Genomic DNA, 25826 nt, shown 5'->3' on the forward strand with positions numbered 1-25826 from the left:
GATCTTGGGCCGCCTGACCTTACGCTAGACGGCGACCGGTTCCGGCTCTGGCGGGGTCGGCTTTGCGCGTTTCGCTTTCTTCTCTCCCAGCATCAACATCGCCGGGGTCACCACCAGCGTCAGCACCGTGGCAACCACCAGACCGCCCGCAATGGCCGAGCTTAGTTCGGTCCACCATTGGGTGGAAGGCGCGCCATAGACGATCTCGCGCGTGAAGAAGTTGATGTTGAGGCCGATCACCATGGGCATCAGACCAAGCGCCGTGGTGACCGACGTCAGCACCACGGGCCGCAAACGCTGCGCCCCGGTGCGCAGCGCAGCCTCTAGCGGCGACAGCCCCAGTTTCTTGAGATCGTTATAGGTATCAATCAGAACGATATTGTTGTTCACCACGATCCCCGCCAGCGCGATGACCCCGATGCCCCCCATGACCACCCCGAAGGGCCGTCCGGTAATCAGCAGGCCAAAGAGCACGCCGGCGATCGAAAAGACGATGGCCGACATGACGACGAAGGCTTGGTAAAAGCTGTTGAATTGGATCACGAGGATCACGAACATCAGGAAAATCGCGGTGATGAAGGCGCCGACGAGGAAGATCATCGATTCCTGCTGGTCCTCCGCCTCCCCGGCGAAAGAGGCTTCGACACCCGGCGGCAAGTCCATCGCGTCAATCGCGCTGCGCAGCGCGACGGTCTGGTCGTTCACCAAGACGCCCGGCGCGACATTGGCCTCGATCGTGACCACCCGCTCTTGATCCACCCGCGTGATCGTGCCGGTCCGCGGACTAGGCTCGAAAGTCACGAAGTTCGAGATCGGCACCAGCCCTGCGGAGGTCGGCACGCGCAGCGATTGCAACTCTTCCAGCGTACGCTCATCGGAGGGGAAGCGCACATTGATGTCGATGGAACCCTCGGCATCGTCAGGCCGGTAATCCGCCACGGTGATGCCCCGCGTCAGCAGTTGCACCGCCTGCCCCAGGGTCGAAATATCGGCCCCGAACCGCGCGGCCTCGGACCTGTTCACCGCGATGCGCCATTCCACCCCCGGCAGGGGGCGCGAGTCGGTCACATCGGTGAAACCGCCGATATCGGCCATCTTCTCGCGAATCTGATCCACCACCTGCTGCTGCACCTGCGGGTCATGCGCCTCGATCCGCAAGTTGACGGGTTTGCCCGCCGAGGGGCCGTTCGATGCGGTCTGCACCTGCACGTCGATCCCCGGAATGGCCGCCATCTCGGTCCGGATTTCCTCGCCAATGATGGCGGCGGGGCGGCGTTCGTCCCATTCGGTGAACTCAACCTGAATGGTGCCGATCAGATCGGCACTGTCGCGGTTGCTGCTGCCGGTGCGGGCATAGACGCTCGCGATCTCGTCATAGGCAAAGAGGCGCTGTTCGACCTGCCGCACCAGCGCATCTTGTTCGTAGATCGAGAAGTTGTCCCGCGCGCGCACCTGCACCTGCGCAAAATCAGGCTCTACATCGGGGAAAAAGGTGATCCCATTGCCGAATTGCGCATAGGCCGTAAAGCCGCCCATCAGCATGGAGATGGCAAGGATCAGGGTCATCCACGGGCGCAGGATGGCGAATTGCAGCAGTTTGACATAGCCGCCGGTAAAGCCCTTCAGGTCACGCGGGTCGCCCTGTTCGGCGGCATGGAGCGTCGCCTTATCCTTGGCCGATTGCGGGGGGCGCTTGCCGATAATCCCGCCGACGACGGGGATAAAGACCAGCGCCATGAAAAGCGATGCGGTCAGGGTCAGGATCACCGTGATGGGCAGGAATTTCATGAACTCCCCCACCGTGCCGGTCCAGAACAGCAGCGGGAAAAACACGCTGAGTGTTGTCGCCGTCGAGGCGATGATAGGCCATGCCATGCGCTTGGCGGCGTGGGCATAGGCGGCGCGGGGCGAATGCCCCTCTTGCAGGCGGCGGTCGGCCAGTTCGGTGGTCACGATAGCCCCGTCCACCAGCATCCCCACCACAAGGATCAGTGAAAACAGCACCACGAGGTTCATCGTGTAGCCCATAACCCAAAGCGCCGTGACCCCGGCCAAGAAGGCCCCCGGAATGGCCAAGCCCACCAGCAGGGCCGAGCGGACGCCCAAGGCCCAGACGATCACGATCATCACAAGGATCACCGCCGCGATAACATTGGCCTCAAGATCGCTGAGCATGTCTTGGACCTGCTCGGATTCGTCTTGGGTGTATTTGACGGTGATGCTGTCGGGCCATTCCGCGCGCATCTCGTCAATCAATTCGCGCACCGCCGCGACTGTCTCGATAATATTCGCGCCCGAGCGTTTCTTGATCTCAAGCGCCAGCGCGGGCTGGCCGTCGATACGGGCGAAGCCAGTCGGGTCTTTGAAGGTTCGACGGATCGTGGCGACATCGGCAAAGGTCACCACCGTATCGCCGCGCACCTTGATCGGCAGCGACATGACATCTTCGACATTCTCGATCAGCCCCGGCACCTTGAGCACCAGCCGCCCCGCGCCGCTTTCAATCGCCCCCGCCGCGATCAGGCGGTTGTTGCGGTTGATCTGGCTGATCAGCTCTTCGAAAGAGATGTTGTAGGTCTCAAAGACCGTGGGGTCGATCAGCACCTCCAAAAGCTCGGTCCGCTCCCCCCCGACATCGACTTCAAGCACGCCGGACAGCCCTTCGATCGCGTCCTTCAGCTCTTCGGAAATGGAGTTGAGCGTCCGTTCCGGCACCGGGCCAGAGAGGATCGCGGTCAGGATCGGGAAGAGCGCCGTGTTGATCTCGGTCACGACCGGATCGGTGGCGTCCTCGGGCAGGTCCGACTTGGCCCGGTCCACGCCCTCGCGCACCTTGTCGAGCGCCTCATCGGAATCGAACCCCGGCTCGAACTCCAATTGCACCGAGGCATGGCCCTCGGCCCCGTTCGAGGTGATCTGTTTCAACCCGGTGATGGCGCTGAGTTCGGTTTCAAGCGGCTCAACGAGCAGCCGCTCGCTGTCCTCGGGCGAGATGCCTTCGAGAGAGGTCGAGACATAGAGCGTCGGGATCGGAATCTCGGGCGAGCTTTCCTTGGGGATGCCGACATAGGCATAGGCCCCGACCGCCAAGATCATCACCAAGCTCAGGATCACCACGCGGGCGCGGCTGAAAGCGGCGTCGATCAGCGTGTTCATTCCACTTGCTCCGGCTGGGCGGCTTCGGCGCTGCCGGTGATCTGGCCATCGCCGCTCGGCTGGTCTTCCAACTCGTCAATCTCGGGCACACCCGCCGTGGGCTGTGCTTCCCCTTCGTTGTCGCCACCGGTTTCGGGCTGCGGATTGACCGTCTCCCCGTCGTTGACGAAACCCTGCCCGATGGTGATGATCTGGGCCTGATCCGGCAGGCCCGCGATCCAGATGCCATCGGTCTGCGCGCGCACGATGGCGATCTTGTTAAAGACAACCTTATCGTCATCGTTCACCGTTTTGACGCCCAAGGTGCCATTGGTGTCCAAGGATAGGATCGCCGGAGAGACGAAATGCGCGCGGGTCTCGCCCGTGGGGATGCGCACGCGGGCCGAAATGCCCGCGGGGATCGCACCATCAGCGTTTTCGACCCTGACTTCGGCGGTAAAGGTCCGGGTTTCGGCGCTGGCACTGCTTGAAACGAACTGCACCTTGCCCTGCGCCTCTGCCCCGGTGATGAAGACGACCTCGGCCGTTTGACCCTCTTTAATGTCTTTAAGCGACTGCTGGGGCACCTGCACTTGGATCGTCAGCGGCGTGTTGTCGACCAGACGCGCGATTTCCTCACCGGTCGACACGAACTCTCCCGCTGAAATATCGAGCATCTCTAGCCGGCCGGGAAAGGGGGCGCGGATTTCGGTGTTGTTCAGCGCCTCTTCGGCGGCGGTGACCGAGGCTTGGGCGGCGGCCAACGTCGCGCGCGCTTGGCTCACGCGGTCCACGGTCGACACGCCGCGGTCCAGCAGCGCTTGGGCGTTGTCGTATTCGCGCTGTGCGCGGCTCAACTCCTCACGCGCGCGGGCCAAATCGGAATCGCGCGCCGTGGTGCTGAGCCGCGCGATCAACGCGCCCGCTTCGACCGCATCGCCCTTGGCGACCAAAACCTCGGCGATCTCCCCACCCGCTTCGGCGCGGACCATCGTATCGCGGTCCGGCAGGGCCTGCCCTTCAGCTACGAAGACCTGCGTCACGCTGTCCGCCTGAGAGCCGCGCACGGCCACCGTCACCGCTTCGGGAGCAATGGGCGCAGGCGCGGCTTCCTCGGTCTCTTCGGAGGGGATGATATAGCCGCTGCCCATCCAAAGAGCGATCAACAGCGCGATCCCACCGGCGATGAACTTCGACCGTTTCGAGCCGGCATCGCTGTCGAATGAAAGCGTCTGGCGCTCTTGAGATGTGTCACTCATTGATCGAACTCCATCACCGCGACCCCGTGATCGGGCCGCGCGTCAATTCTTGGGCTTGCTCACCCGGGTTGCTACGTCATCAAGCGCGGCGCTGATCGTGTCATAGAAGGCCGCGAAAGTATCGAGCCTTTGGCGCACCCCTTCGGCCTCTTCGGGCAGCTTGCGGATCGTATCGTTAATCTCGGATTTGGCGTGGCGGGTCCCTGCCAGCGCGTATTTCGTCATGGCGGCATAGGCGTCATCGGCGAGTTGGAAGTAGTCCTGCCGGTCGCCGGTCTTGTTCACACGCCGGATCAACCCCCGCTCTTCGAGCAGACGGATAGAGGTGCTGATCGTGGCGCGGCTCACGGAAAGGCGGCGCGACAGCGCGCCGAAGGCAATCGGCTCGCCCTCGAAAACCAGCATTGCAAAGACCTGCCCCGCCATGCGCGGCAACCCTTCGCCCATGGCAACGACGCCCATGCGGGTGATGAAGTCATCGCGGACTTGGTCGATTTGGTCAGTGCTATCCATCATTCCCCGTCCACGGCAGGCGCGTTGACGGTAGATAGACAAGGCGGGGCACAAATCAAGACTATTCAGAATTTTCCGAACAGACGGAACAACGCGCGTCGCCGGTAGCCCCGGCGCTCGACCCTACTTCAACCCGTTCCGGGCGATATAGCGAGCCAGATCAAGGACGAGTTGCCCCCGCGCCGCGGCGATGGCGTTTGCGCCACCTTCGGGATTGAACGGCACGCTGAGGTCAAACAGGCCCGACCGCTCCCGCCGGTCATCGCGGACGGCCACGAAATACTGACCGGAGGCGCGGAACTCCCCCGATTCGGTGGCCACCAGTTCGGCAAAGCGCACTTCGAGGCTGGCATCGGGGAAGGCCTCGAACGGCCAAGGCTCAGACGCGATGCGCCGCCCCGTCATCCGCGCAAGGTTCTGGCTAAGCTCCAGCGCCACGGCCCGTTCGGGCGCATCGGCCCAAAGCACATCGGTCGAGCTGACCAGACGGCCATCGGCCAATTGCACCGAAATCTCTTCGGCGGCGGCGTAGGTCGGCAAAGACACGTCGCGCACTTCGACAGAGCTGAAGGCGATGGAGGTCTTCTCTGTCACCGCCGGGGCGCGGACGGGGAAACGTTCAGCCGTGCCGCCACAGGCCGCCAAGGCTGCCAGCAGGCCGAGGGTGATCAAGGGTCTTGCAAATGTCATGCGTTACCGTCCCAGCAATAGAGAATTGGGGTTACGTTCGATGGTCCGCGCCAAAGATGCAAGGGCATCGGCGGCTTTCTGGATGTCGCGCAGGGTGCGCTCGGCGCTGCGGCTGAGCTGTTCACCTTGGTTATAGCCTTCGATGGTGCGGCTGGCTTGGGCAAAAAGCGCGGTCAAACGCTCGACCACCTGCGGCAGGTCTTGGGCCGAGAGGGCGATATTGTCCGCGGCGTTGCGGGCCGAGGCCAAGGTGCGGTTCACATTCTCAACCGCGCCGCCTTCGCGCAGCTCTTCCAATGTGGCGTTCAATTCGTCCAAGGCGCGTTTCAATGCGCCCGGCAGGGCCACCGCATCTTCGGTACCGATCACCGCATCGGCGGATTCGGTGAGGTCGGTGAGTGCGACGACCAGTTCTTCGACCTCAAGCGTTTCGGCCTTGGCCGCCACCGCCTGAATGCGCGCCACCAACTCAGGCACGCCTTCGACCGAGGAGGACACCGCATTGGCCGCATCCGAAGCGCCCTCAAGCGCGTCGGAAAGCCGTTCGGCAATCCGCTCTTCCTCAAGCTGGGCCACCAATTCTTCGATCCGCACCAGCGTGCCGTTCAGGGCGACAGGCACGTTCTTGACCTCTTCGGAAGAGACCAGCCCGGTCAATTCACCCAAAAGGGTGCGCACGTCCTGCGGGGTTTCGCGCAGGTCTTCGTCCGACACGAAAGCCTCTGCCGAATTGAGGAAGGTGATCGCGCTGTTGAGCAATTCTTCGATCGGCAGGCTGTTGATGCGGGTAAAGACCCCTTCGACCGTGGCCGCGGCATCAGAGACATCGCTTTCCGTGGTCGGCATCAGCGCAAGGCCATTCTCCGTCTCGTTCAAGGATGCCTCGGGTGCGTCTTCGACGGCCACGAACTCAACCTTCAAACCACCCGTCAACAGGCTGGCCGAGGCCAGCCGCGCGCGCAGCCCGTCTTCCACACGTTCCTTCAGGAAGGCCAAAGCCGCTTCGGCGGTCACATCATCCTGCATCCCCAGATGCGCCGGTTGGATCGACAAGATGGCGTTCAGCCGGACGCGGCTGTCGCCGAACCGTTCGAAATCCACCAGCCCCGAGAGGGTCTCGACCTCGCCGATCTCCAGCCCGCTCATCTCAACCGGGGCGCCGACAATTAGACCCGAAATATTGTCGTCGAACACGACGCTCAGTTTCAGCGGATCGACTTCGGAGGCGTTAAAGACAGAGTTCCGCGCGGTTTCCTTGTCGGGGTAAATTTCAAACACCGTGCCGTCAGACACCTGCGCCCCGCCCGAGACGAAAGTGTCAAAGGTGATGCCGCCGCCGACGAGGGTCGCCAACGACGAAAAGTCGATCTCGGCCCCCGCGGGGCCAATGTTGACGCTAAAGCCCGATGCATCCCAAAAGCGGGTGGATTCATTGATCAACTGGCGGTGCTCTTCGAAAATCAGTGCCTCGACAATGGCGTAGTTGCCGCGCGGGGCGATCTTGGCATAGCCGACGCGGCCCACTTCGATGCCCTTGTAAAGGATCGGCGCATTGTCGGTCAGATGCCCGTTCGCGGTGGAGCGGAAGGCAATCTCAAGCCCGCCTTGGCCGCCGCGGATCAACGGCTCGGTCGACGATCCCTGAAAGCGCTCTGCCGCGGGGCCGACCTGTTGGTCCCACGACCCTTCGATATAGACACCGCTCAGCACCGTGCTGAGACCGGTGATGCCCTGTGCGGTGACTTCGGGCTGCACGACCCAGAAGACCGCGCCATTGTCGATATAAGGCGCCACGTCCTTGTCGACGCGAATATGCGCCGTCACTCGATCCAAACCCGAGGTGAAGCCGACCTTCTCGACCACCCCGACCGTCACATCGCGAAAGCGCAATTCGGTCTCTCCGGCAGAGATACCCGCGCCCTCTTCAAATTCCACGACGATCACCGGGCCGCGTTCGCTGTAAGAGCGATAGGCCACGAAAAGCGCCACGATCAAGGCGAGGATCGGGATGATCCAGATCACCGAGGCCCCGCTGAGAAACATCTTGCGAGTCGGGGAAATCGGTACGTCGGGAGGCGTCTTAGTCATTGGTTTTCAGGCCCTCGTCCTTGGTCTGAGCGTCCCAGATCATGCGGGTATCGAACGCTTGTGCCGCCAGCATGGTAAAGATCACGGAGAGGGCAAAAAAGATGCTCGCGGTACCGGGATTGATGGCGGCCAGTGTCTTGAGTTGCACCAGAGACGACAAAATCGCAACCACAAAGATATCGATCATCGACCAGCGTCCGATGTACTCAACCACTTCGTAAAGGTAATGCCGCTGGCGCTGCGAGGTGACCGAGCGCCGCTTGACGCTGATGGCAAGAAAGGCCACTGCCATGAATTTGGCCAACGGAATGGCGACAGAGGCGAAGAGGATGATCAGGGCGATCCCCCAGTTGCCATATTGCGCCAGTTCCACCGCGCCGCCGATGATCGTGCTTTCCTCGACCTGAAACAGCGTGCGGGTTTTAAGCATCGGATAGGTATTCGCGGGGATGTAGCACATCAGCCCCACCGTCCAGAATGCCCAGACACGCTGAAGGCTCATCCGATCGCGCGAGACCAGCTTGCTGCCACAACGGCTGCAAAGCTCCGTGCCCATCGGCGCGGGCTTGTTACAGCGGGTGCAGGCCACGATGCCCAACTCCCGTGCGCTCACGATGTCTTGGGATGTTCCAGAGAGTTCCATACGGACCAGTTGCATAAGAATCTGTCCTGCGCGATGACGAGGATCACCAACGCGCCGAACATGTAAAACGCGGGGCCAAAGCCCACATCGGCCAGATCGGCCACTTTGACCAGCGCCACGGCACAGCCGATGGCAAAAACCTCGGCCATCGACCAAGGGCGCAGTTCCTCCGACAGGCGAAAGGCGGCGACGGCATGGCGCGCGGGCGGGCGATCCAGCACCACGGGGATCAGCACATAGAGCGTCAGCAGCACCCGCAAGAGCGGGATGAAAAAGATCAGCGCCGCCGTGGCCAGCGACAAGAGGATCATCGGCCCGCCGGAAAAGGCAAGTGCTGCATCCAGCACCGATACCGCGTTGCTGGCCCCCGCCGCGTCGATGGTGAGAAAAGGAAAGACCGCCGCCCCGATAATCAAGACCATGACCGCCACCGCCACGGCGATGATCTGCAACCCGGCGTTTCTGCGGGGCGTGATCAGGGCGGTATGGCACCGCTCACAACTCGCCCGCTCCCCGTGGGCGGGGCGGCGCAGCCGATAGACGGCGTCGCATTGCGGACAGACGATCAATTCGTCCATGGGCAATTCGGCAAGGGGGGTGTCGGGGCGATCCATTCTGAACGCATATATGATGCCGCCCTTTGGCGTATCAACAAATATTCACCGCCCTGTGGCGCATCTGCACCGGCGGATCATCGCCCTCGCGCGAATGTGAGGGGAACAGGCGGCCATGCAGACCGTTGGTCTAGCAGAAATGACAAAGGAGAAAGCAATGACCGATATCACCAATGCAAAGATCCTGATCCTCGCCACCAATGGCTTTGAGCAGTCCGAACTGGAAAAACCCCTGAACGATCTGCGCGACCGCGGCGCCACCGTCCATGTGGCCACTCCCGACGGCAATGAGATCAAGGGTTGGGATGAAGATGACTGGGGCAACACCGTGCCCGCAGACCTCGCCCTTCGGGACGTGAATGTCGACGACTACCAAGGCATCGTGCTGCCCGGTGGCCAGATAAACCCCGACCTGCTGCGCGCCAACGAAGACGCGGTGGCTCTGATCCGCAAGTTCCACGACAGCGGCAAAACCGTCGCCGCCATCTGCCACGCCCCGTGGCTGCTGATCGAGGCGGGCATCATCAAGGGCCGCAAGGCGACCTCCTTCTCCTCCATCGCGACGGATGTGAAGAATGCCGGTGCGCATTACGAAGACAGCGAAGTGGTGGCCGACCAAGGCATCGTGACCAGCCGCTCGCCCGAGGATCTCGACGCTTTCGTCGCCAAGATCGTCGAGGAAATCGAAGAGGGCAAACACGACCGAAAAGCGGCCTGAGCCTTGCCTCTGTGACGAGATTTACCCCCGGTCCTTTGACCGGGGGTTTTTCATGCGCGGTCGCGCGGCAGACCAAGCTCCGCCAGCACAGCATCGGTATCCGCGCCGATGGCCCGTGGGGGGCTGGGCATCTGTGGCGCGGCACCGTCAAACCGCGGCGCTTGGCCTGATTGCAACACGCCATCGACCCTCACCACATTGCCCCGCGCCGCCATCTGCGGATGATCCGGCGCTTCGGAAAAGCTGAGCACCGGGGCCACGCAGGCATCCGAGCCATCGAAATGCGCCGCCCAGTCGTCCCGGGCGCGGGTGGCAAAAATCGCGGTGAAATCGGCGATACGCGCCTCCCATGTCGTCCTGTCGTTCTGGCTCTCGGCAAGCGCCGCAGGCAGGCCCAACTTCTCTAACAAGATCGCGTAGAACTGCGGCTCCAATGCCCCGACCGAGATGAATTTCCCATCCGCACAGGTGTAGCAACGGTAAAACGGCGCGGCCCCGTCGAGCCAATTGGCGGCACGCTTTTCGGTCCACGCGCCTTGGGCCAGCATGCCATGGATCAGCCCCATCATCGCAGGCACCCCATCGACCATCGCGGCGTCGACGACTTGGCCCCTGCCGGTCACCCCGCGTTCGATGACGGCAGCAAGGATGCCGAACAGCAAGAACATCGTTCCGCCGCCGTAATCCGCCACCATGTTCAGGGGCGGCACCGGGGGCGCGTCGGCGTGGCCCATGGCATGAAGTGCCCCTGTTAGAGCCAGATAATTGATGTCATGCCCCGCCGTCTGCGCCCATGGGCCGGTCTGGCCCCAGCCGGTCATGCGGCCATAGATCAGAGCCTCAGGGCAGGCGTCAGGGCCAAGGCCCAAACGTTCCATCACGCCGGGGCGAAACCCTTCGATCAGCACATCGGCAGAAGCGATCAGCGCCTTTGCCGCGGCGATGCCTTCGGCGGTTTTCAGGTTCAACACCACCGACCGCTTGCCGCGCCGGTTGATGTCCGACGGGTCCGCCGGGGCGGCTTTGCGGTCAACCGTAATGACATCCGCACCCAGATCGGCCAGCAGTTGCCCCGCCAGCGGCGCGGGGCCAAGACCGGAAAACTCCACCACCCTAAGCGAGGACAGCGGCCCTTTGCGCGCCGCCCCGCTCATGCTGCCCCCGGCACCAAGACCTGCCGCGCCCCTTCGGTGAAATCCGACAGCGACAGCGCCCATGTCGTGCCGGGCCAGCGCAACTCCATCTCGCGTTTGCGCGGGCGGTAGACAGCGGTGTAAAGCGTGCCAAACCCGGCGTTGAAGGCCGTGGAATAAAGCGGCGGTTTGAGGAAGGCGCCGATGAACTTCTCCTCCGGATCGCGGTGCAGGCGCAGACGTTGTAACAGATAACGCTCCCGTTCGACCGTGGCGGTAAAGCGGGCGTGGCTGATCCACTCAACATTCTCTTGATGATTGGTGGCCACTGCGGCGCGGGTGATCACAGCCGGGCGATCAGGAGCCATCATCGCGGTCAGATAGCGCCGCTTCCGGTCGAGCACGGTGACGTTGTAGCTCATATGTGTGGGCACCCGCGCCAGCACCTCGCCCGCCTCCTGCGCGGTTTCGCAGGTCTGCAAGACATAGCGCAGGATCAGCGGCACGCCGAAGCCTTCGCCCACCACACGTCGCCCGCCAAAGGTCAGCGAGATCGACAGCCCCGCGTCATTCACCCCATCGACCAGCCCCCAGAGCCCGTCGGAAGTGCCCATCACCTGCCGCCCCTGCCAGTTCGTGCGCAGCACCATCGCGTCAAAGGCATTGGGGTTGTAGTCATAGTTGCGCACCATGACCGGCTCTTTCCCCGCCCAGATCGCCTGGGAACAGGCCGAGAGATAAGGCGGTGGGCAGTAAAAACTAAGGAAGCGCGCCGCGTGATCGCCGCCGCCTGCTAGACTGCAAAGCTGGTCATATAGCGGCAGCATCTCGGGCATATGCTGGGCCAGCGCACGGCGGCATTGGGCATAGGTCGGACGCGCGGCCTCCCCCTCCTTCAGCCACCATGCGTGATAATCAGGCCAATAGGCCGCGAAGAGTCCAGCCCATTTCGGGCCGGGCTGGTCTTCGGACAATGCGCGCCAGTACATCGCGGCCTTTCGTCTTGCTACAGGATCTTGAACGCCGGATCAGAAAGCTCTGGACCGGCCGAGGCGGTGGGCAAGGGTTTGCCATCCACGCTGCGTTTGATCCCATGAATCCACTTTTTCGCGCGTTCGTTCAACTGGAAAGACTTGGTCATCGACCGGCCCCGCGTCACGAGGATGCCGATATCCGCGCCCTCGTAGCGGTAATCGCCCGGTTGCAGGATGCGCAGAAAGAAGGCCTCGTTCTCGCTCTCGACCGCGCGGCGGTGATAGTCGAACCGGTCGAAATCGACACTGCCGTCTTCCCGCAGCTTGTAGATCCCGGTCTCGGGCGCTTCGGTGCAGATGTCGACACTGTCTTCGGTGTGTTTGATGACCATCTGGCTCCAGCCGTCGATATTGTCCGGATCGGCCCAGCGGGCGTTCAGCTCATCCACGTCGAGGGTGAACTTCTTGCGGCTGAACTCCAGCAAGTGGAACAAGAACAGCGGCGCGTCGGCATGGGCGAAGGCCGCGTGGTTGGTCATGGAACTCGCGCCGGTGATCCGCGGGTTCAACTCGCCCAGCCACAAGTCGCCGGTCTTCTTGTCGATCAGGAAGTCGAGCTCGAAATAGCCGCGATAGCCCTCTTTCCGCAACTGCTCGCCGAACTTGAAGGTCAGATCGCGGGCCTTCTCCCGCACCTTGGGCGGGAAGGCGGTGGCGAGGATCTCGTTGCCGCACCAGCCACCGCGGTAGGGGGTCAATTCCTTGAAGCCGACCAGTTCGGTCATCAGCGGGCCGACGATGGTGCCCTCCTTGGTGGCGCAAGCCTCGATCGCGGCACCGCGACAGTCGATCCGCTTCATGATCTTGATCTCGCCCTCGCCCACGATCTCGCTCTCGTGGCGGCGGAAATCGGCCTCGGTCTTGATGAAAAAGGTGGTATGCCCGCTGTCGCCATAGGCCGATTGCAGCACGAGGTCATGGCCCAGATCGGCCTTCTCGCAGATCTCGCGGAGGTGGTCGTAGCTTTTCACCTCGCTCAGCGTGTTGGGCACCGAAGGCACGCCGGCCTTGTTGCCGATGCGCACCGTCTCGATCTTGTTGTCCATCGATTGGCGCAGCTTGGCCTTGGGGAACCAGACCTCGGCCCCGAGCTCTTTGCTCAGGCGCTCGGTCTCTTCGTCGAACATCAGGAAGACGAACTTGGGCTTGCCCCCGCGGCGCTTGATGAAGTCGATGACCTCCTTGTGCTGCAGCAGGTAGTTGTTGATGTCCTCGATGCTCTGGAACTCCGCATGGGGCTGTTCCGAGGGGCAGAAGACGTTGGGATGCTTGCCGCCGTAGCAGTCGATGTAGCAGATGTATTTGAAGTTTTTCACCCATTCATCGAGGCCCAAAAGGTTAAAATTGGTGGCCGAGATGAAATAAACCGGATCTTCGTTTCGGTGAAAGAACCGGCGGATTTCGGAGATATTCTTAAGAATTTTTACCATGTCGTAGGTCCTTTTGGTCAAACGGGTGAAGAAGAAAGGTCTTTGCGGCGCACGCGTTTCAGCGCCTCCGCAGTAAAGACGCGCAGGCCCAGATCGGGCCGGTATCCGTGGATCTCGCTCACGTCGAGCGCGCGCATGAAGTCGAGAATTTCCTGACTGACGACCTGTCCGGGTACGAGGATCGGAAAGCCGGGCGGATAGGGGATGATGAAGCTGGCCGAGACCACCGTGTCGCCCGCGTCCATGACCTCTTGCAAGGATCCGTTCAGATCGAGGTAGTCACAGTTCTTCTCATCATAGGCGAGGAAGAAGGGCGTGCGAATGTCGCCTTCGGGCGTGTCTGCGGCGCGGAAGGCTTCGTGGAAGCAACTGAAATCCGGCAGCGGCGGGTAGTTCTCCATCAGATTGGTGACGCGCCGGTCGAATGACAGCCGCTCCATCCGGCTGGCATCGTCCAAAAGATCATCGAGAGATTTGGCAATCTCCACCAGCACTTCGATCAGATAGGCGACCGAAGAGCGCGTGGTGCCGATGTTGGTCATGAACAGCACGGTATTGCGCGAGGTCTTGTTGATCTGGATGCCGTATTTGTCCATCAGGATCTGGGTCTTGAAAGTATCGCCATCCCAGCCCGTGCCGCCGACGGCGAGGGTCACGCGGGTCGCGTCGAGCACGAATTCATCCTGCTCCCAGCAATCCCACATGTCGGTCCAGCCCTGCTCAACGTCATAGTAGCTGGTGACGCCGCTTTCGCGGTGCTGTTCGGGGATCATGTCCCCGGCGGAGAGCACTTTGAAATACTTGCGTAAGAGGGGGTGTTCGCTGATCGCGCGACGCATCGACATCGCCGCTTCGACCTGTCGCTGGACAAACTCGAACCCTTCGAGTTCGACCTGACGCCGCCCCACGTCGAGCGAGGCGATGATCTGATAGTTCGGCGAGGTCGAAGTGTGGGTCATATAGGCTTCGTGAAAACTCTGCTCGACCTCGCCTTTGAAGTCCTGATCGTTGACATGGATCATCGAGCCCTGCCGCAGTGAGGTCAGCGTCTTGTGGGTCGATTGCGTGGCATAGGCCCGCACCCGCGCCTGCGGCGGGGGGATCAGCCGGGTGTTGAGCAGGGTCTCATCATCCGCGTCCTTCAGGGTCTTTTGCTGCGCCTCATAGGCGGCGGCATGGGCCTCTGACTTGAACTTCGCCCGCAAGGTATTGGCCGCGTTCATCGCGGTGCGCTGGCGATATGTAGGACTAAACCGGGCAAAAGCGAACCATGCCTCGTCCCAAAGGAAGATGAGGTCGGGCTTGATCGCCAGACATTCCTCCATCACGCGCTCGACGTTATAGACCAGCCCATCGAAGGTGCAGTTCGTCAGCAGCAGCATCCGCACCCGGTCGAGTTTGCCCGCCGCCTTCAACTCCAAGAGCCGTTCCTTGATCTCGCGCAGCGGCACCGCGCCGTACATTGAGTATTCGTTGAGCGGATAGCTGTCGAGGTAGCTGACCTGCGCGCCCGCGAGCACCATGCCGTAGTGGTGGCTCTTGTGGCAGTCGCGGTCGACCAACACGATGTCGCCGGGCCGCACCAACGCCTGCACCACGATCTTGTTGCAGGTCGACGTGCCATTGGTGGCGAAAAACGTCTGTTTAGAGCCGAAGGCGCGGCTTGCCAGTTCCTGCGCCTCTTTGATCGGCCCATGCGGCTCTAGCAGGCTGTCGAGGCCGCCCGATGTCGCCGAGGTCTCTGCAAGGAAGATATTCGGGCCGTAAAACGCCCCCATGTCCTGAATCCAGTGGCTGCGGGTGATCGACTTGCCGCGGCTGATTGGCATGGCGTGGAAGACGCCGGTGGGCTGTTTGGAGTATTCCACCAGCGCGGTGAAGAAGGGCGACTTGTTGCGCGCCTGCACCCCGCGCAGGATGTTGAGGTGCAGCTCCATGAAGTCTTCCTGATTGTAGAAGACCCGCCGACAAATCCCCAGATCGAGCCCGGCGATATCCTCGACCGAGCGTTCGGTGACCAGATAGGCATCAAGCTCGGGCCGGACCTTGGCGATCATGCGGCAGAGCTCTGGGCCATAGCTCTCGGGCTGAAGTGCGTCGATCTCATCCTGCCCGCCCGCGCGAGCGAGGTAGCGGGTCAGGATCTGTTGATCGACTTTCGATTTCAGCGTGAGCCCGGGGCGGACGACGATGGCTTGGATATTGTGGTTGAACATCACCGCGATCAGCGCGTCTTCAAGGCTGGGCACCACGACGGCTTCGTAGATGAACGGGTCTTCGGTCCGGCGCATGCGGGTGACATTGCTGCGCAGCCAGCGTTCCTGCTGTTCATTCACATTGTCGACGATCAGCACTTCGAAATAGGGTTTCGCCAGCGCCCGCGCCTCGGGCGGCAACATCGCCTCGTCGTCATGCTCGTCTTGATCCAGACTGTCGCGTTCCAACGGGATGGTGCGGCGGCGATAGGCGCCGGTGGTTAGCGCCCGCGTCACCCGGTTCACGGCAAAGGCCAGATCTTCGAAATTGCCGTGGGCGAACTGGCGACGCATGTGGTCAAAAGCGGACATGCCCGGAAAGGCCCAATAGGGCTCGATCAGGGCCAGTGACTCAAACAGCGCCTCGATTTCCTTGCGCCCCTGTGCCGCGCTCTTGCCTTTCGGATCGCGCGACATGGCGGCGGCAGCGGCGCGCAGGGCGCTCCACCGATCCGACCGTAGTTGAATGGCCGAGGAATAGTCGTTCATAGAATGCATCAGTCGTCCTCTGCTGGAGGGCCGACCGATGCGTCAGGTAGCGCTTTGCGCGAACCTAACCCCGGCCTAGCCGCTGGTATTGTCGTTCTGCCCGGGCGTGTCGGGCGTTGTCTGTGGGTCGGGCGTGCCCGCAGCCGGGGCCACGGGCGCCGGTGTCTGGGCCACCTCGGGCGCCGTCCCGGCGGTGGGGCTGGCAAGCGGCTCAGGCGGGAAACCGTTCTTGCCCTTATAGGTCGGGATCTCTGCAGGCACCTGCTGGGCGGGCACATCGACATGCAGCCCCGCGCGGCTGCCCTGTTGCGGGATTTCAAGCGGGCCAAGGGTGTGCAGGAAGGCATCCGCGCCGCTGTCACGGTCATAGACCGGGAAGTCTGTCGGGCGGTCGCGGAAGGATTTGAGCAGTTGGCCCAAGCCCTTCATCCCCGTCTCACGCTGGCGGCGCACCATGTTGAGGTCGATCTCAATCGGGAACATGTCCTCTTGCCCTGCCGATTGGTGCAGCACCATCGAAGTCGGGTCGACCACGCAGGAACGGCCCACGCCACCGGCGCCAAGGCCGTTCACGTCGAAGATATAGCACTGGAACTGCGCCGCCGTGGCGCGCGCGATGGCAAGTTCCGCATCGCGGTCGGTGGTGCCGGTCAGCACCGGGTGCAGCAGCACCTCAACCCCTTGCGAGGTCAACTGCCGCGTCGTTTCGGGGAACCACATGTCATAGCAGATCGACAGGCCAAAGCGGCCCACATCCGGCACATCGAAAATACAGAATTCATTGCCCGCCGCGATCCCGGCCTCATAGGGCCGGAAGGGGAACATCTTGGCATAGCGGCGCACCACTTCGCCTTCGGGGTTGATGACGACCGAGGTGTTATACACACGGCCATCTTCGGGGTGTTTGAGGAACATCGAACCGGGGATTAGCCAGACCCGGTGCCGCCGCGCGGCGGCCTGAAACTGTTCGATCGTCTCATTCTCGGGCGGCAGGGCAAACCGGTCGAGCGGGCCGAAAGGCGCCAGTTCGGAGAACAGCACCATCTGCGTCCAAGGGAAACGCGCCATCAGAATGTCGAGCCGCTGGATCATGCCCTCGACATTGGGCTGCAAGGCATTGACGTACATCTGCACGCCGGCAATCGCGAAAGGGGTCATGCGTGAATACTCCGAACACCGCGGCGCAATGGACCATTTCCTTGCCTATCTCCGCGAAGCACCTGTCTTACGCCCTCACGACCAGAACGGAAACAGGGGAACGACGCACAATGCGGTCGGCGTTGGAACCGACGAGGAATTCGCGCAGGCTGTCGGGGTGCTCGGACCCCATGACCACCAGATCGGCGTTTGATTTCTTTATCGTTTTCAGCGCCTCGCGGTGAATCTTGCCGAATTTCAGGTGCTGCTTCACCTTTACGTCATCAGGCACCTCACGCTCGACCAACTGTTCAAGCGCCTTGGCCGCGCGGCCCGTGGCCTGTTTCTCGTAATCCGCGGGGAAGAACCCTTCGACCAGCGGCGTGCCCATATCCGGCACGACCGAGAGGATATGCAACGTGCCCTTGGAGAGGCGGATCATATCAATCGCCTGCGGCAGCGCCTTTTCCCATGATTTCGGGTCGCTCAGATCAACGGTCAGCAGAATGTTATCGAACATGATGCGCCCTCCTCAGGCTGTCGCGGGCTTACGGGGGGCCTGCGCGGCACGGCCCCGTTGCAAGAAGACCACCAGCGCCAGAAGTAGCAGGGCGGGGATGAACATCCAGTACTTGCTGGGTTGTGGCATCGGTTTCAGCACCCGCAGCACCTCTTGATCCCAATCGAGACCCGCGCCCTGCGCCGGGCTGTCATAGAGGACATCGTCGATGATCATCTTGTCGCCATCCTCGCGGAACATGAGACCCGCGGCCTCCAGCTTCTCGGCCCCAGTCTCACCTTCGCCGATGGGCAGCAGCGCCACGAACTCCAGCGGATCGCCCAGATCGTTCACGCCCGAGATGCGCAACCGCAGCCGTTCGCCCGCAGGGGTTTCTTCGGCGGCCTGAACGATCTCGGTCGGGGCTTCCTCGCTATAGGGGGGATAGATCATGTCCATCCAAAAGCCCGGGCGGAACAGGGTAAAGGCGATGAGCAGCAGCGCGATGGTTTCGTAGAAACGGTTGCGGGTCAGAAAGAAGCCTTGGGTCGCCGCCGCGAAAAGCAGCATGGCCACGGTGGCCACCACAAAGATGAACAGCCCCTGCCCCCATGTGACCCCGATCAGCAGCAATTCCGTGTTGAAGATAAACAGGAACGGCAACGCCGCGGTGCGCAGGGAGTAGAAGAAGGCGACCAGCCCGGTTCGGATCGGATCACCGCCCGAAACGGCGGCGGCAGCAAAACTCGCCAATCCCACCGGCGGGGTCACATCGGCCATGATGCCGAAGTAGAAGACGAAGAGATGCACCGCGATCAGCGGCACGATCAGCCCGTTCTGCTGGCCCAGCGTCACAATCACCGGCGCCAGCAGCGCCGAGACGACGATGTAGTTCGCCGTGGTGGGCAGGCCCATGCCAAGGATCAGCGACAGCACCGCCGTCAGGAACAGGATGGCAAGGATATTGCCGCCCGAGAGCACTTCGACCACATCCGCGAGCGCCGAGCCGACACCGGTTTGGCTGACCGCGCCGACGATGATGCCCGCTGTCGCCGTGGCGATGCCGATGCCGATCATGTTGCGCGCGCCGGTGACCAGACCGTCGATCAGGTCAAGGAACCCGGCTTTGAGATCGTTCAGGAACCGGCTTTCGCCCCGGAACATCGCCATGAGCGGGCGCTGCGTCAGCAGGATGAAGATCATATAGGCAGCCGCCCAAAAGGCCGACAGGCCGGGCGACAGGCGGTCGACCATCAGCGCCCAGACCAGCACCACAACCGGCAGGATGAAATGCAGACCGGACCGCGCAGTCGGCCCCGGCATCGGCAGGGTCGTCACCTCGGCGTTAGGGTCTTCCATTTCAAGCGGTTCTTCCTTGCTCGCCACATAAAGCAGGCCGACATAGACCGCCGTGAGGAAGACAAAGATGATATAGCCCGCCGTTTCGGGGAAGGCCGGGCGGATCCAGCCCATCAGGTAGTAAACCGCAAAGGACAGCGCGCAGATCGCGATGATCGCAAAGGCGATGCCGATAAGCTGCTGCACCAGCGGCTTGGGCGTATAGGCCCGCGGCAGGCCCTGCATCCCGGCCTTCATCGCCTCAAGATGCACGATGTAGACCAGCGCGATGTAAGAGATCACCGCAGGCAGGAAGGCGTGTTTGACCACGTCGAAATAGGGAATGCCGACATATTCGACCATCAGGAAGGCCGCAGCCCCCATGACGGGCGGCATGATCTGGCCGTTAACCGACGAAGCCACCTCGACCGCGCCTGCTTTTTCGGAGTTGAAGCCCACTTTCTTCATCAGCGGGATGGTGAAGGTGCCCGTGGTCACCACGTTGGCGATAGATGACCCCGAGATCAGGCCGGTCATCGCCGAGGCCACGACCGCCGCCTTGGCAGGGCCGCCGCGCATGTGGCCCATGAGGCTGAAGGCGACTTGAATGAAGTAGTTACCCGCCCCCGCACGGTCCAACAGCGAGCCGAAAAGCACGAAGAGGAAGACGAAGGAGGTCGACACGCCAAGCGCGATGCCAAAGACGCCTTCGGTCGTGATCCACTGGTGGTTCACGATCTCCGAAAGGCTGTTGCCCTTATGCGCGATGATGCTGGGCATATAGGGGCCGAGCACGGTGTAGAAGAGAAAAACGCTCGCCACGATCATCAGCGCAGGCCCAAGGGCGCGGCGGGTGGCTTCGAGCAGGATTAACAGGCCGGTCACCCCCGCGATATAATCCGGCAGGATCGGCGCGCCGACGCGGTTGGCGATGTCACGGTAAAAGATAAAGAGATACAGCGCACAAAAGGTGCCGACGATGGCCAAGGCCCATTCCCAGATCGGAATGCGGTTCTTGGGCGAGCCGAGGAGCACCGTGGCGACCACAAAGGCCGCCGGGATCGGGATCCACCAGACCGCGGTGGAATCCTTCGTACTGACCATAAAGAGGGCGGCAAGAACGATGGGAACGATGACGCCAAGCGCCACCTGAAAACTGGTGCGCGTGGCCGGAAACACCATGATGCCAAGGAATACAGCAAAGCCCAAGTGAATGGAGCGGGCCAGCGTATCGTTGAAAAGGCCGATGGGCGAGGCGATGTAGAGTTGGAACAGGGACCAAGCCAAGGCCACCAGCAGCAGCAAGGTGCCCATCAAACCGCTGACAGAACGCCCACCCGTATCAGAAGAAGCGACAAGTTCGTCCAGTTCCGCCTGGCTCAATCCGCCCCGGTCACCGGTCGCGGCGGTTTCAACAGCCGCCGCCTTTTGCTGGTCCTTCTCAGACATATCGTCCCCCTGTCGGCTCCACCTTGGGGCGGATGCGCATATTGTTTTTCGGGTCTCTGACGGCAGCGTACCGCCGCCAGAGCTATCATGTCACGGATAGATTACTCGAGCCAACCTTGCTCTTTGTAATACTTCTCGGCGCCGGGGTGCAGCGGCGCGGAAAGACCGCCCGAGATCATTTCCTCTTGGGTCAGGTTCTCAAAGGCAGGGTGCAGACGCTTGAAACGGTCGAAGTTGTCGAAAACCGCTTTGACCACCTGATAGACGACTTCGTCGTCAACATCGGCGGAGGTCACGAAGGTGGCTTTCACGCCGAAGGTTTTCACGTCTTCGTCGGTGCCCTTATACATGCCGCCCGGCACGGTGGCCTCGGCATAATAGGGGTTGTCGTCGATCAGACCTTGGATCGCATCACCGTCCACGGGGATCAGCTTGGCGTCGACGGTCGACACGGCTTCTTGGATCGAACCGTTGGGGTGACCCACGGTGTAGATGATCGCATCCACCTTGTTGTCGCCCAGAGCGGCGGCTTGCTCAGCCGGTTTCAGCTCGGACGCCAGTGCGAAATCGTCCAGCGTCCAGCCTTTGGCGTCCATCACGACTTCCATGGTGGCGCGCTGACCGGAACCGGGGTTGCCGATGTTGACGCGCTTGCCTTTGAGATCGTCGAAGGACTCGATGCCGCTGTCGGCACGGGCGATGACGTTGAAGGGCTCACCATGCACGGAGAAGACCGCGCGCAGCTTGTCGAACTTGTCACCCTCGAACTGGGAGGAGCCGTTGTAGGCGTGAAACTGCCAGTCGGACTGGGCCACACCCATGTCCATGTCGCCCGCTTTGATCGCGTTGATGTTGGCGATCGACCCACCGGTGGAGGGGGCGGTGCATTTCAGGTTGTGATCCGCGGTGCCGCGGTTCACCAGACGGCAGATCGACTGACCGACGACAAAGTAAACGCCCGTCTGACCACCGGTGCCGATGGTGATGAATTTTTCCTGCGCCATAGCCGCAGTGCCGGCCACCATGGCACCGGTCATCGCGAGCATTTTGAACATTTTCATAAGATGTCTCCCATTGTTATAATTGGCGGACCACCCTTTAGGCGGACACCATTGCATGCACAAGTAGAGCGCCGCAGCCTTCAGGCAATTGACTGGGCTAGGAAATTCTTCACACGCCATTCAGACCGCGAGCAGACATGCCCCTGTGGCGGGAATCCCCGATTTCACGTTAGGTCGGTTTTTCATCGCAATCAATGCGGCTGACACGAAGGGCCGCAAAGCCTACCCGACGGGCTGGGGCAAGTCGGGCAGAACCGGCGCGGCAGCGATCAGCGATTTGGTATAGGCGTGCTGCGGCGCGTCAAAGACCTGCGCGGTCTCTCCGGCCTCGACGATCTTGCCGGACTGCATCACCAGCACCCGGTCCGTCACCGTGCGCACCACCGAAAGGTCATGCGAGATGAAGAGATAGGTCAGGTCATAATGGCTGCAAAGATCGGCCAGCAGGTCGAGGATCTGCGCCCGGACCGAGACATCCAGCGCGCTGACGGCCTCATCGAACAGGATCAACTCGGGCCGGATGATCAGCGCCCGGGCAATGGCGATCCGCTGGCGCTGCCCGCCGGAGAATTCGTGAATGTATTTCCGTGCATCCGCCGGGCGCAGTCCCACGGCGGTCAGCGCTTCGTCAATCGCGCGGGAACGCTCGGCCCCCTGTGGCGGGTTGTCGAGCAGGTGAAACGGCTCGGTCACCAACCGATCAACGCGGTGGCGCGGATTGAAGCTGCCGAAAGGGTCTTGAAACACCACCTGCATCTTGCGGCGCACGGCGAGGTTCGGCTGCGTCCCGGTAAAGACCGGCTGGCCATCGACAGTGATACTGCCCTCTTGCACCGGCTCCAGCCCCAAAATCGCCCGGGTCAGGGTCGATTTCCCGCAACCGGATTCCCCGACCAGCCCCAAACGCTCCCCCCGGTTTAGGGTAAAGCTGAGGTTGTCCACCGCGCGGAACGTGCCGGGCGCGCCAAAGAGTGTCTTGCGCGGCAGATGGTAATCGCGGCATACGCCTTTGACCTCTAACAGAGGCTTAGGCGCGGGCGGCGCGGGCAGGTTCACCTCATGGCGTGAGGCGTCGAAAAGCATTTTGGTATAGGGGTGCTGCATGTTGTGCAGGAGGGCCCGCGTCTCCCCCTGTTCGACGATCTGCCCCTTGCGCATGACGATGATCCGGTCGGCCATATCCGCCACGACGGCAAGGTCGTGGGTGATCATCAACAGCCCCATGCCGTCTTCGCGCGCCAATCGGGTCAGCAGGGCGAGGATCTGCGCCTGTGTGGTGACATCCAGCGCGGTGGTCGGCTCGTCCGCGATCAGCAGACGGGGGCGCAGGGCGATGGCGATGGCGATCACCACCCGCTGGCGCTGCCCGCCGCTTAGCTCATGCGGATAGCGCGATAGGGGAAAGCGGTCTTGGGGCAAGCCCACGCGGGTCAGCGTATCGGCGGCTCGGGCCTCAGCCTCGGCCCGGGAGACGCTGGGTTCGTGCACCCGGATGGTCTCAGCCACTTGGCGACCGATGCTTTGCACCGGGTTGAGCGCGGTCATCGGCTCTTGGAACACCATGCCGATGTCATTGCCGCGCATATCGCAAAGCGCTGCCTCGTCCATCTGGGTCAGATCGTCCTCGCCCAGCATGATATGCCCGGTCGTCGTCGCGCCCTTGGGCAGCAGCTGCATCGCCGCCAGCGCGGTCATCGACTTGCCCGAGCCGCTTTCCCCGGTCACGGCCACGATCTCTCCCGGTGCGACGGAAAAGGTCACCCCGTCGAGGATGCGCAGCCCGTGGATAGAGAGCGAAAGGTTGGAGACAGAAAGAAGCGTCATGTGCGTGCCACCCTCAGGCGGGGATCAAGCAGGTCGCGCAGCCCGTCACCCATCAGGTTCAGCCCCAACACCGTCAGGATGATCGCGAACCCCGGCATCAGGGCCATATGCGGCGCGATGCTGACCATGGTCTGCGCATCGGCCAGCATCCGGCCCCAAGACGGCACCGGCGGCTGCGCGCCGAGGCCGACATAGCTCAGCCCCGCCTCGGCAAGGATGCCGAGAGAAAACTGGATGGTCCCCTGCACGATCAGCAGGTTGGCGACATTGGGCAGGATATGCTCGAACGAGATACGCGCCGCGGATTTGCCTGCCACCCGTGCCGCCATGATGAACTCCCGCTGCCACAGCGACAGCGCCGCGCCGCGGGTAATGCGGGCGAAAACGGGAATGTTGAAGATACCGATGGCAATGATCGCGTTGATCGCCCCGGCCCCGAAGACCGCCGTGATCAGAATGGCGATGACAATGGCCGGGAAGGCAAAGACCAGATCATTGCCGCGCATGATGACCTCATCCACAAGGCTGCCGCGCCGCGCCGCAGCCCAAAGCCCCAACGGCACACCCACGCCCATGCCAATGCCCACCGCCACCAGCGCCACGGCGATGGAGGTGCGCGCACCGACCATGATCATGCTCAGAATGTCGCGACCAAAGTGATCCGTCCCCATGGGATGCACCAACGACGGGCTGCGCAGCTTGTTCGCGATATCAAGCCCGGCATAGTCATAGGGCGTCCAGACAAAGGAAATCACCGCAGCCAGCAGAAAGACCGAAGTCAGCACGGCCCCAAGGATCAGGTTGCGGTTCATGTGCGGGCCCTCAACCGGGGATCGACGGCGGCATAGGCCACATCGACAAGGAAGTTCACCAAGATCACCGAAAAGACCAAGAGCATCACCACCGACTCGACCACGATCAAATCCCGCGCCGAGATCGACTGAAACACCAACCGCCCGAGCCCCGGCAGGTAAAAGACCTGCTCAATAATGATCGACCCGGCCAGCAGGAAAGAGAACTGCAAGCCGATGATGGTCAGCACCGGGATCAGCGCATTGCGCAGCCCGTGCCGCCAAAGCGCCTGCCGCGCCGTCAGCCCCTTGGCCCGCGCGGTGCGCATGAAATCTTCGCCCAGCACATCCAGCAGGGCCGAGCGCATGACCCGCGCAAGGATCGCCGCCTGCGGCAAGGCCAGCGCGATGGCGGGCAGGGTCAGCGCGTGCAGCCCGGCGAAAAGCCCCTTGTCCCAACCGACGAAACCGCCTGCCGAAAACCAGCGCAGATTGATCGAAAAGATCAGCACGAGGATCATGGCGAACCAGAAGTTCGGCACCGCCACGCCCAATTGCGTCGCCCCCATCACGCCCACATCCCCCGCCCGACCGCGGCGCGAGGCAGCATAGATGCCCGCCGGAAAGGCCACGATGACAGAGAGGAAAAGCGCATAAAGCGCCAAAGGCACAGAGACCCAAAGCCGGTCGCCAATCATCTCGGTCACCGGGGTGCGATAGGTGTAGGAGGTGCCGAAATCCCCCTGCAACATGCCACCGACCCATTCCAGATAACGCTCTGGCCGGGACTGATCGAGCCCCAGTTCACTGCGCAGCGCGGCCAGTGTTTCGGGCTGGGCATTCAAGCCCAGCATAAAGGACGCCGGATCGCCGGGGGCGACCTCGATCACTATGAAAATCACCAGCGACGCAACCGCGAGACTGATGAGCAAGGAGAGAAATCTTTTCAACGCATAGCGCAACATAGCGCGGAGGTTAGGCGGCACGCTCGGGAGGGTCCAGAGCCCGCGTGCAGTTTCCCCCGCAAGAAAGAAAAAAATGATCATTTTTTGGATGTTCGGCCAGCTGCGCCCCGAATGATCGCCGAAAGAATCCAGTCAAGGCATGCCCTTAGCCGCTTTGGGCGCGGTTTCGCGGGACTTATTGCTATGCGCTGGAACCATATCCGTTATGCGGTGTTGTCTTCGGGAGAACAGACAAAACTGGAGAATGGAAATGAAAACGACTTTGAAAACACTTGCGATCGCCGGCCTTCTGGGCACCGTTTCCGCACCCGCCTTCGCCGCTGCGCACATGGATATGGCAACCATGACCTGCGCGCAGTACCAAGAACTCAGCGATGACGACAAAATGAAAGTCGCTTCCATGGCAATCGCCGAGTTGGAAGATGGCGGCCACGGTGGCTCCATGATCACCGAAACCAAGAGCGACGGTTCCGAGCCGAGCGACATCTCCGCTGAAGAAGCGACAGATTCCGAAGAGACTGAAGATTCCCTGATCGACAACACCAAAGCTGTTGAAGATTCCGAAGAAGCTGACGAAATGGCAGACACGGACATGCAGCAGGAAATGGAAGACTTCATGGTCGTCTGCAACCAGAACCCCGATGCACTGGTAAGCGAAGCCGCTGCTGGCATGCGTGGCAAAGACTAATAGGTCTTCGCCTCTAATTACAAAGGGCGCGCCTCACGGCGCGCCCTTTTTTAGTGTCTCAACATGATCCTTT

Annotated in this window: 20 protein-coding genes; 2 read left to right on the forward strand and 18 right to left on the reverse strand. The window is 62.0% G+C overall.

Annotated elements, in window-relative coordinates; translation table 11 throughout:
- Window positions 1–24: 24 nt before the first annotated feature.
- From ACGYLO_RS01350 to ACGYLO_RS01380, 7 genes are all read right to left on the reverse strand, one after another.
- On the reverse strand, window positions 25–3156 hold the full coding sequence (locus tag ACGYLO_RS01350; protein ID WP_209273844.1) for an efflux RND transporter permease subunit: 3132 nt from the start codon (window positions 3154–3156) through the stop codon (window positions 25–27).
- Window positions 3153–4394: an efflux RND transporter periplasmic adaptor subunit gene (locus ACGYLO_RS01355; RefSeq protein ID WP_271688702.1), complete on the reverse strand. Its 1242-nt coding sequence runs from the start codon at window positions 4392–4394 to the stop codon at window positions 3153–3155. Before ACGYLO_RS01355 ends, ACGYLO_RS01350 begins: the two co-directional genes overlap by 4 nt.
- A gap of 42 nt (window positions 4395–4436) precedes the next feature.
- Window positions 4437–4910, reverse strand: a complete 474-nt coding sequence (locus ACGYLO_RS01360; protein ID WP_271688701.1) for a GbsR/MarR family transcriptional regulator — start codon at window positions 4908–4910, stop codon at window positions 4437–4439.
- A 120-nt stretch (window positions 4911–5030) separates the two neighbouring features.
- Window positions 5031–5597: a membrane integrity-associated transporter subunit PqiC gene (locus ACGYLO_RS01365; protein ID WP_271688700.1), complete on the reverse strand. Its 567-nt coding sequence runs from the start codon at window positions 5595–5597 to the stop codon at window positions 5031–5033.
- A 3-nt stretch (window positions 5598–5600) separates the two neighbouring features.
- On the reverse strand, window positions 5601–7685 hold the full coding sequence (locus ACGYLO_RS01370; protein WP_271688699.1) for an MlaD family protein: 2085 nt from the start codon (window positions 7683–7685) through the stop codon (window positions 5601–5603).
- Window positions 7678–8343, reverse strand: a complete 666-nt coding sequence (locus ACGYLO_RS01375) for a paraquat-inducible protein A (RefSeq protein ID WP_394376339.1) — start codon at window positions 8341–8343, stop codon at window positions 7678–7680. Before ACGYLO_RS01375 ends, ACGYLO_RS01370 begins: the two co-directional genes overlap by 8 nt.
- Window positions 8295–8942 carry a paraquat-inducible protein A gene (locus ACGYLO_RS01380; protein WP_394376340.1) on the reverse strand — a complete coding sequence of 216 codons (648 nt, stop codon included), beginning with the start codon at window positions 8940–8942 and terminating at the stop codon, window positions 8295–8297. Before ACGYLO_RS01380 ends, ACGYLO_RS01375 begins: the two co-directional genes overlap by 49 nt.
- Window positions 8943–9099: 157 nt before the next feature.
- On the opposite strand from ACGYLO_RS01380, the gene ACGYLO_RS01385 reads away from it, so the two are divergent.
- Window positions 9100–9660 carry a type 1 glutamine amidotransferase domain-containing protein gene (locus ACGYLO_RS01385; protein ID WP_067268192.1) on the forward strand — a complete coding sequence of 187 codons (561 nt, stop codon included), beginning with the start codon at window positions 9100–9102 and terminating at the stop codon, window positions 9658–9660.
- Between the two features lie 50 nt (window positions 9661–9710).
- Here ACGYLO_RS01385 and ACGYLO_RS01390 read toward each other — a convergent pair whose 3' ends face one another.
- The 11 genes from ACGYLO_RS01390 to ACGYLO_RS01440 form a co-directional block, all read right to left on the reverse strand.
- Window positions 9711–10814 (reverse strand): CaiB/BaiF CoA-transferase family protein, encoded by a 1104-nt coding sequence (locus ACGYLO_RS01390; RefSeq protein WP_271688698.1) that lies wholly within the window; start codon window positions 10812–10814, stop codon window positions 9711–9713.
- Window positions 10811–11782 carry a C45 family autoproteolytic acyltransferase/hydolase gene (locus ACGYLO_RS01395; RefSeq protein WP_271688697.1) on the reverse strand — a complete coding sequence of 324 codons (972 nt, stop codon included), beginning with the start codon at window positions 11780–11782 and terminating at the stop codon, window positions 10811–10813. The genes ACGYLO_RS01390 and ACGYLO_RS01395 overlap by 4 nt, the downstream gene beginning before the upstream one ends.
- 17 nt (window positions 11783–11799) lie before the next feature.
- Complete coding sequence (locus tag ACGYLO_RS01400; RefSeq protein WP_271688696.1) at window positions 11800–13257, reverse strand: biotin carboxylase; 1458 nt, start codon at window positions 13255–13257, stop codon at window positions 11800–11802.
- A gap of 17 nt (window positions 13258–13274) precedes the next feature.
- Window positions 13275–16010 (reverse strand): aminotransferase class I/II-fold pyridoxal phosphate-dependent enzyme, encoded by a 2736-nt coding sequence (locus ACGYLO_RS01405; RefSeq protein ID WP_209216967.1) that lies wholly within the window; start codon window positions 16008–16010, stop codon window positions 13275–13277.
- Window positions 16011–16076: 66 nt separating this feature from the next.
- Complete coding sequence (locus ACGYLO_RS01410) at window positions 16077–17159, reverse strand: carbon-nitrogen hydrolase family protein (RefSeq protein ID WP_136720276.1); 1083 nt, start codon at window positions 17157–17159, stop codon at window positions 16077–16079.
- 67 nt (window positions 17160–17226) lie between these two features.
- Complete coding sequence (locus ACGYLO_RS01415; RefSeq protein ID WP_067268202.1) at window positions 17227–17658, reverse strand: universal stress protein; 432 nt, start codon at window positions 17656–17658, stop codon at window positions 17227–17229.
- A gap of 12 nt (window positions 17659–17670) precedes the next feature.
- Window positions 17671–20424: a TRAP transporter permease gene (locus tag ACGYLO_RS01420; protein WP_271688695.1), complete on the reverse strand. Its 2754-nt coding sequence runs from the start codon at window positions 20422–20424 to the stop codon at window positions 17671–17673.
- 101 nt (window positions 20425–20525) lie between these two features.
- Window positions 20526–21485, reverse strand: a complete 960-nt coding sequence (locus ACGYLO_RS01425; protein ID WP_271688694.1) for a TAXI family TRAP transporter solute-binding subunit — start codon at window positions 21483–21485, stop codon at window positions 20526–20528.
- Window positions 21486–21707: 222 nt separating this feature from the next.
- Window positions 21708–23309 carry an ABC transporter ATP-binding protein gene (locus ACGYLO_RS01430; protein ID WP_271688693.1) on the reverse strand — a complete coding sequence of 534 codons (1602 nt, stop codon included), beginning with the start codon at window positions 23307–23309 and terminating at the stop codon, window positions 21708–21710.
- Entirely contained in the window at window positions 23306–24121 is an 816-nt protein-coding gene (locus ACGYLO_RS01435; RefSeq protein ID WP_271688692.1) for an ABC transporter permease, read from the reverse strand. The genes ACGYLO_RS01430 and ACGYLO_RS01435 overlap by 4 nt, the downstream gene beginning before the upstream one ends.
- Window positions 24118–25065: an ABC transporter permease gene (locus tag ACGYLO_RS01440; protein WP_271690017.1), complete on the reverse strand. Its 948-nt coding sequence runs from the start codon at window positions 25063–25065 to the stop codon at window positions 24118–24120. The genes ACGYLO_RS01435 and ACGYLO_RS01440 overlap by 4 nt, the downstream gene beginning before the upstream one ends.
- Before the next feature lie 250 nt (window positions 25066–25315).
- On the opposite strand from ACGYLO_RS01440, the gene ACGYLO_RS01445 reads away from it, so the two are divergent.
- Window positions 25316–25753, forward strand: coding sequence for an HdeA/HdeB family chaperone (locus ACGYLO_RS01445; protein ID WP_271688691.1), 438 nt, complete (start codon window positions 25316–25318; stop codon window positions 25751–25753).
- Window positions 25754–25826 lie beyond the last annotated feature (73 nt).

This window comes from Sulfitobacter sp. 1A13353 (assembly GCF_043557255.1).
Lineage (GTDB): Bacteria > Pseudomonadota > Alphaproteobacteria > Rhodobacterales > Rhodobacteraceae > Sulfitobacter > Sulfitobacter faviae.

Coding starts and splice junctions, on each gene's coding strand:
- ACGYLO_RS01410 (WP_136720276.1), bottom strand. CDS start 17,159: ATGACCCCTTTCGCGATTGCCGGCGTGCAGATGTACGTCAATGCCTTG.
- ACGYLO_RS01415 (WP_067268202.1), bottom strand. CDS start 17,658: ATGTTCGATAACATTCTGCTGACCGTTGATCTGAGCGACCCGAAATCA.
- ACGYLO_RS01375 (WP_394376339.1), bottom strand. CDS start 8,343: ATGCAACTGGTCCGTATGGAACTCTCTGGAACATCCCAAGACATCGTG.
- ACGYLO_RS01360 (WP_271688701.1), bottom strand. CDS start 4,910: ATGATGGATAGCACTGACCAAATCGACCAAGTCCGCGATGACTTCATC.
- ACGYLO_RS01445 (WP_271688691.1), top strand. CDS start 25,316: ATGAAAACGACTTTGAAAACACTTGCGATCGCCGGCCTTCTGGGCACC.
- ACGYLO_RS01405 (WP_209216967.1), bottom strand. CDS start 16,010: ATGCATTCTATGAACGACTATTCCTCGGCCATTCAACTACGGTCGGAT.
- ACGYLO_RS01395 (WP_271688697.1), bottom strand. CDS start 11,782: ATGTACTGGCGCGCATTGTCCGAAGACCAGCCCGGCCCGAAATGGGCT.
- ACGYLO_RS01420 (WP_271688695.1), bottom strand. CDS start 20,424: ATGTCTGAGAAGGACCAGCAAAAGGCGGCGGCTGTTGAAACCGCCGCG.
- ACGYLO_RS01365 (WP_271688700.1), bottom strand. CDS start 5,597: ATGACATTTGCAAGACCCTTGATCACCCTCGGCCTGCTGGCAGCCTTG.
- ACGYLO_RS01435 (WP_271688692.1), bottom strand. CDS start 24,121: ATGAACCGCAACCTGATCCTTGGGGCCGTGCTGACTTCGGTCTTTCTG.
- ACGYLO_RS01425 (WP_271688694.1), bottom strand. CDS start 21,485: ATGAAAATGTTCAAAATGCTCGCGATGACCGGTGCCATGGTGGCCGGC.
- ACGYLO_RS01385 (WP_067268192.1), top strand. CDS start 9,100: ATGACCGATATCACCAATGCAAAGATCCTGATCCTCGCCACCAATGGC.
- ACGYLO_RS01430 (WP_271688693.1), bottom strand. CDS start 23,309: ATGACGCTTCTTTCTGTCTCCAACCTTTCGCTCTCTATCCACGGGCTG.
- ACGYLO_RS01390 (WP_271688698.1), bottom strand. CDS start 10,814: ATGAGCGGGGCGGCGCGCAAAGGGCCGCTGTCCTCGCTTAGGGTGGTG.
- ACGYLO_RS01370 (WP_271688699.1), bottom strand. CDS start 7,685: ATGACTAAGACGCCTCCCGACGTACCGATTTCCCCGACTCGCAAGATG.
- ACGYLO_RS01380 (WP_394376340.1), bottom strand. CDS start 8,942: ATGGATCGCCCCGACACCCCCCTTGCCGAATTGCCCATGGACGAATTG.
- ACGYLO_RS01400 (WP_271688696.1), bottom strand. CDS start 13,257: ATGGTAAAAATTCTTAAGAATATCTCCGAAATCCGCCGGTTCTTTCAC.
- ACGYLO_RS01350 (WP_209273844.1), bottom strand. CDS start 3,156: ATGAACACGCTGATCGACGCCGCTTTCAGCCGCGCCCGCGTGGTGATC.
- ACGYLO_RS01440 (WP_271690017.1), bottom strand. CDS start 25,065: ATGTTGCGCTATGCGTTGAAAAGATTTCTCTCCTTGCTCATCAGTCTC.
- ACGYLO_RS01355 (WP_271688702.1), bottom strand. CDS start 4,394: ATGAGTGACACATCTCAAGAGCGCCAGACGCTTTCATTCGACAGCGAT.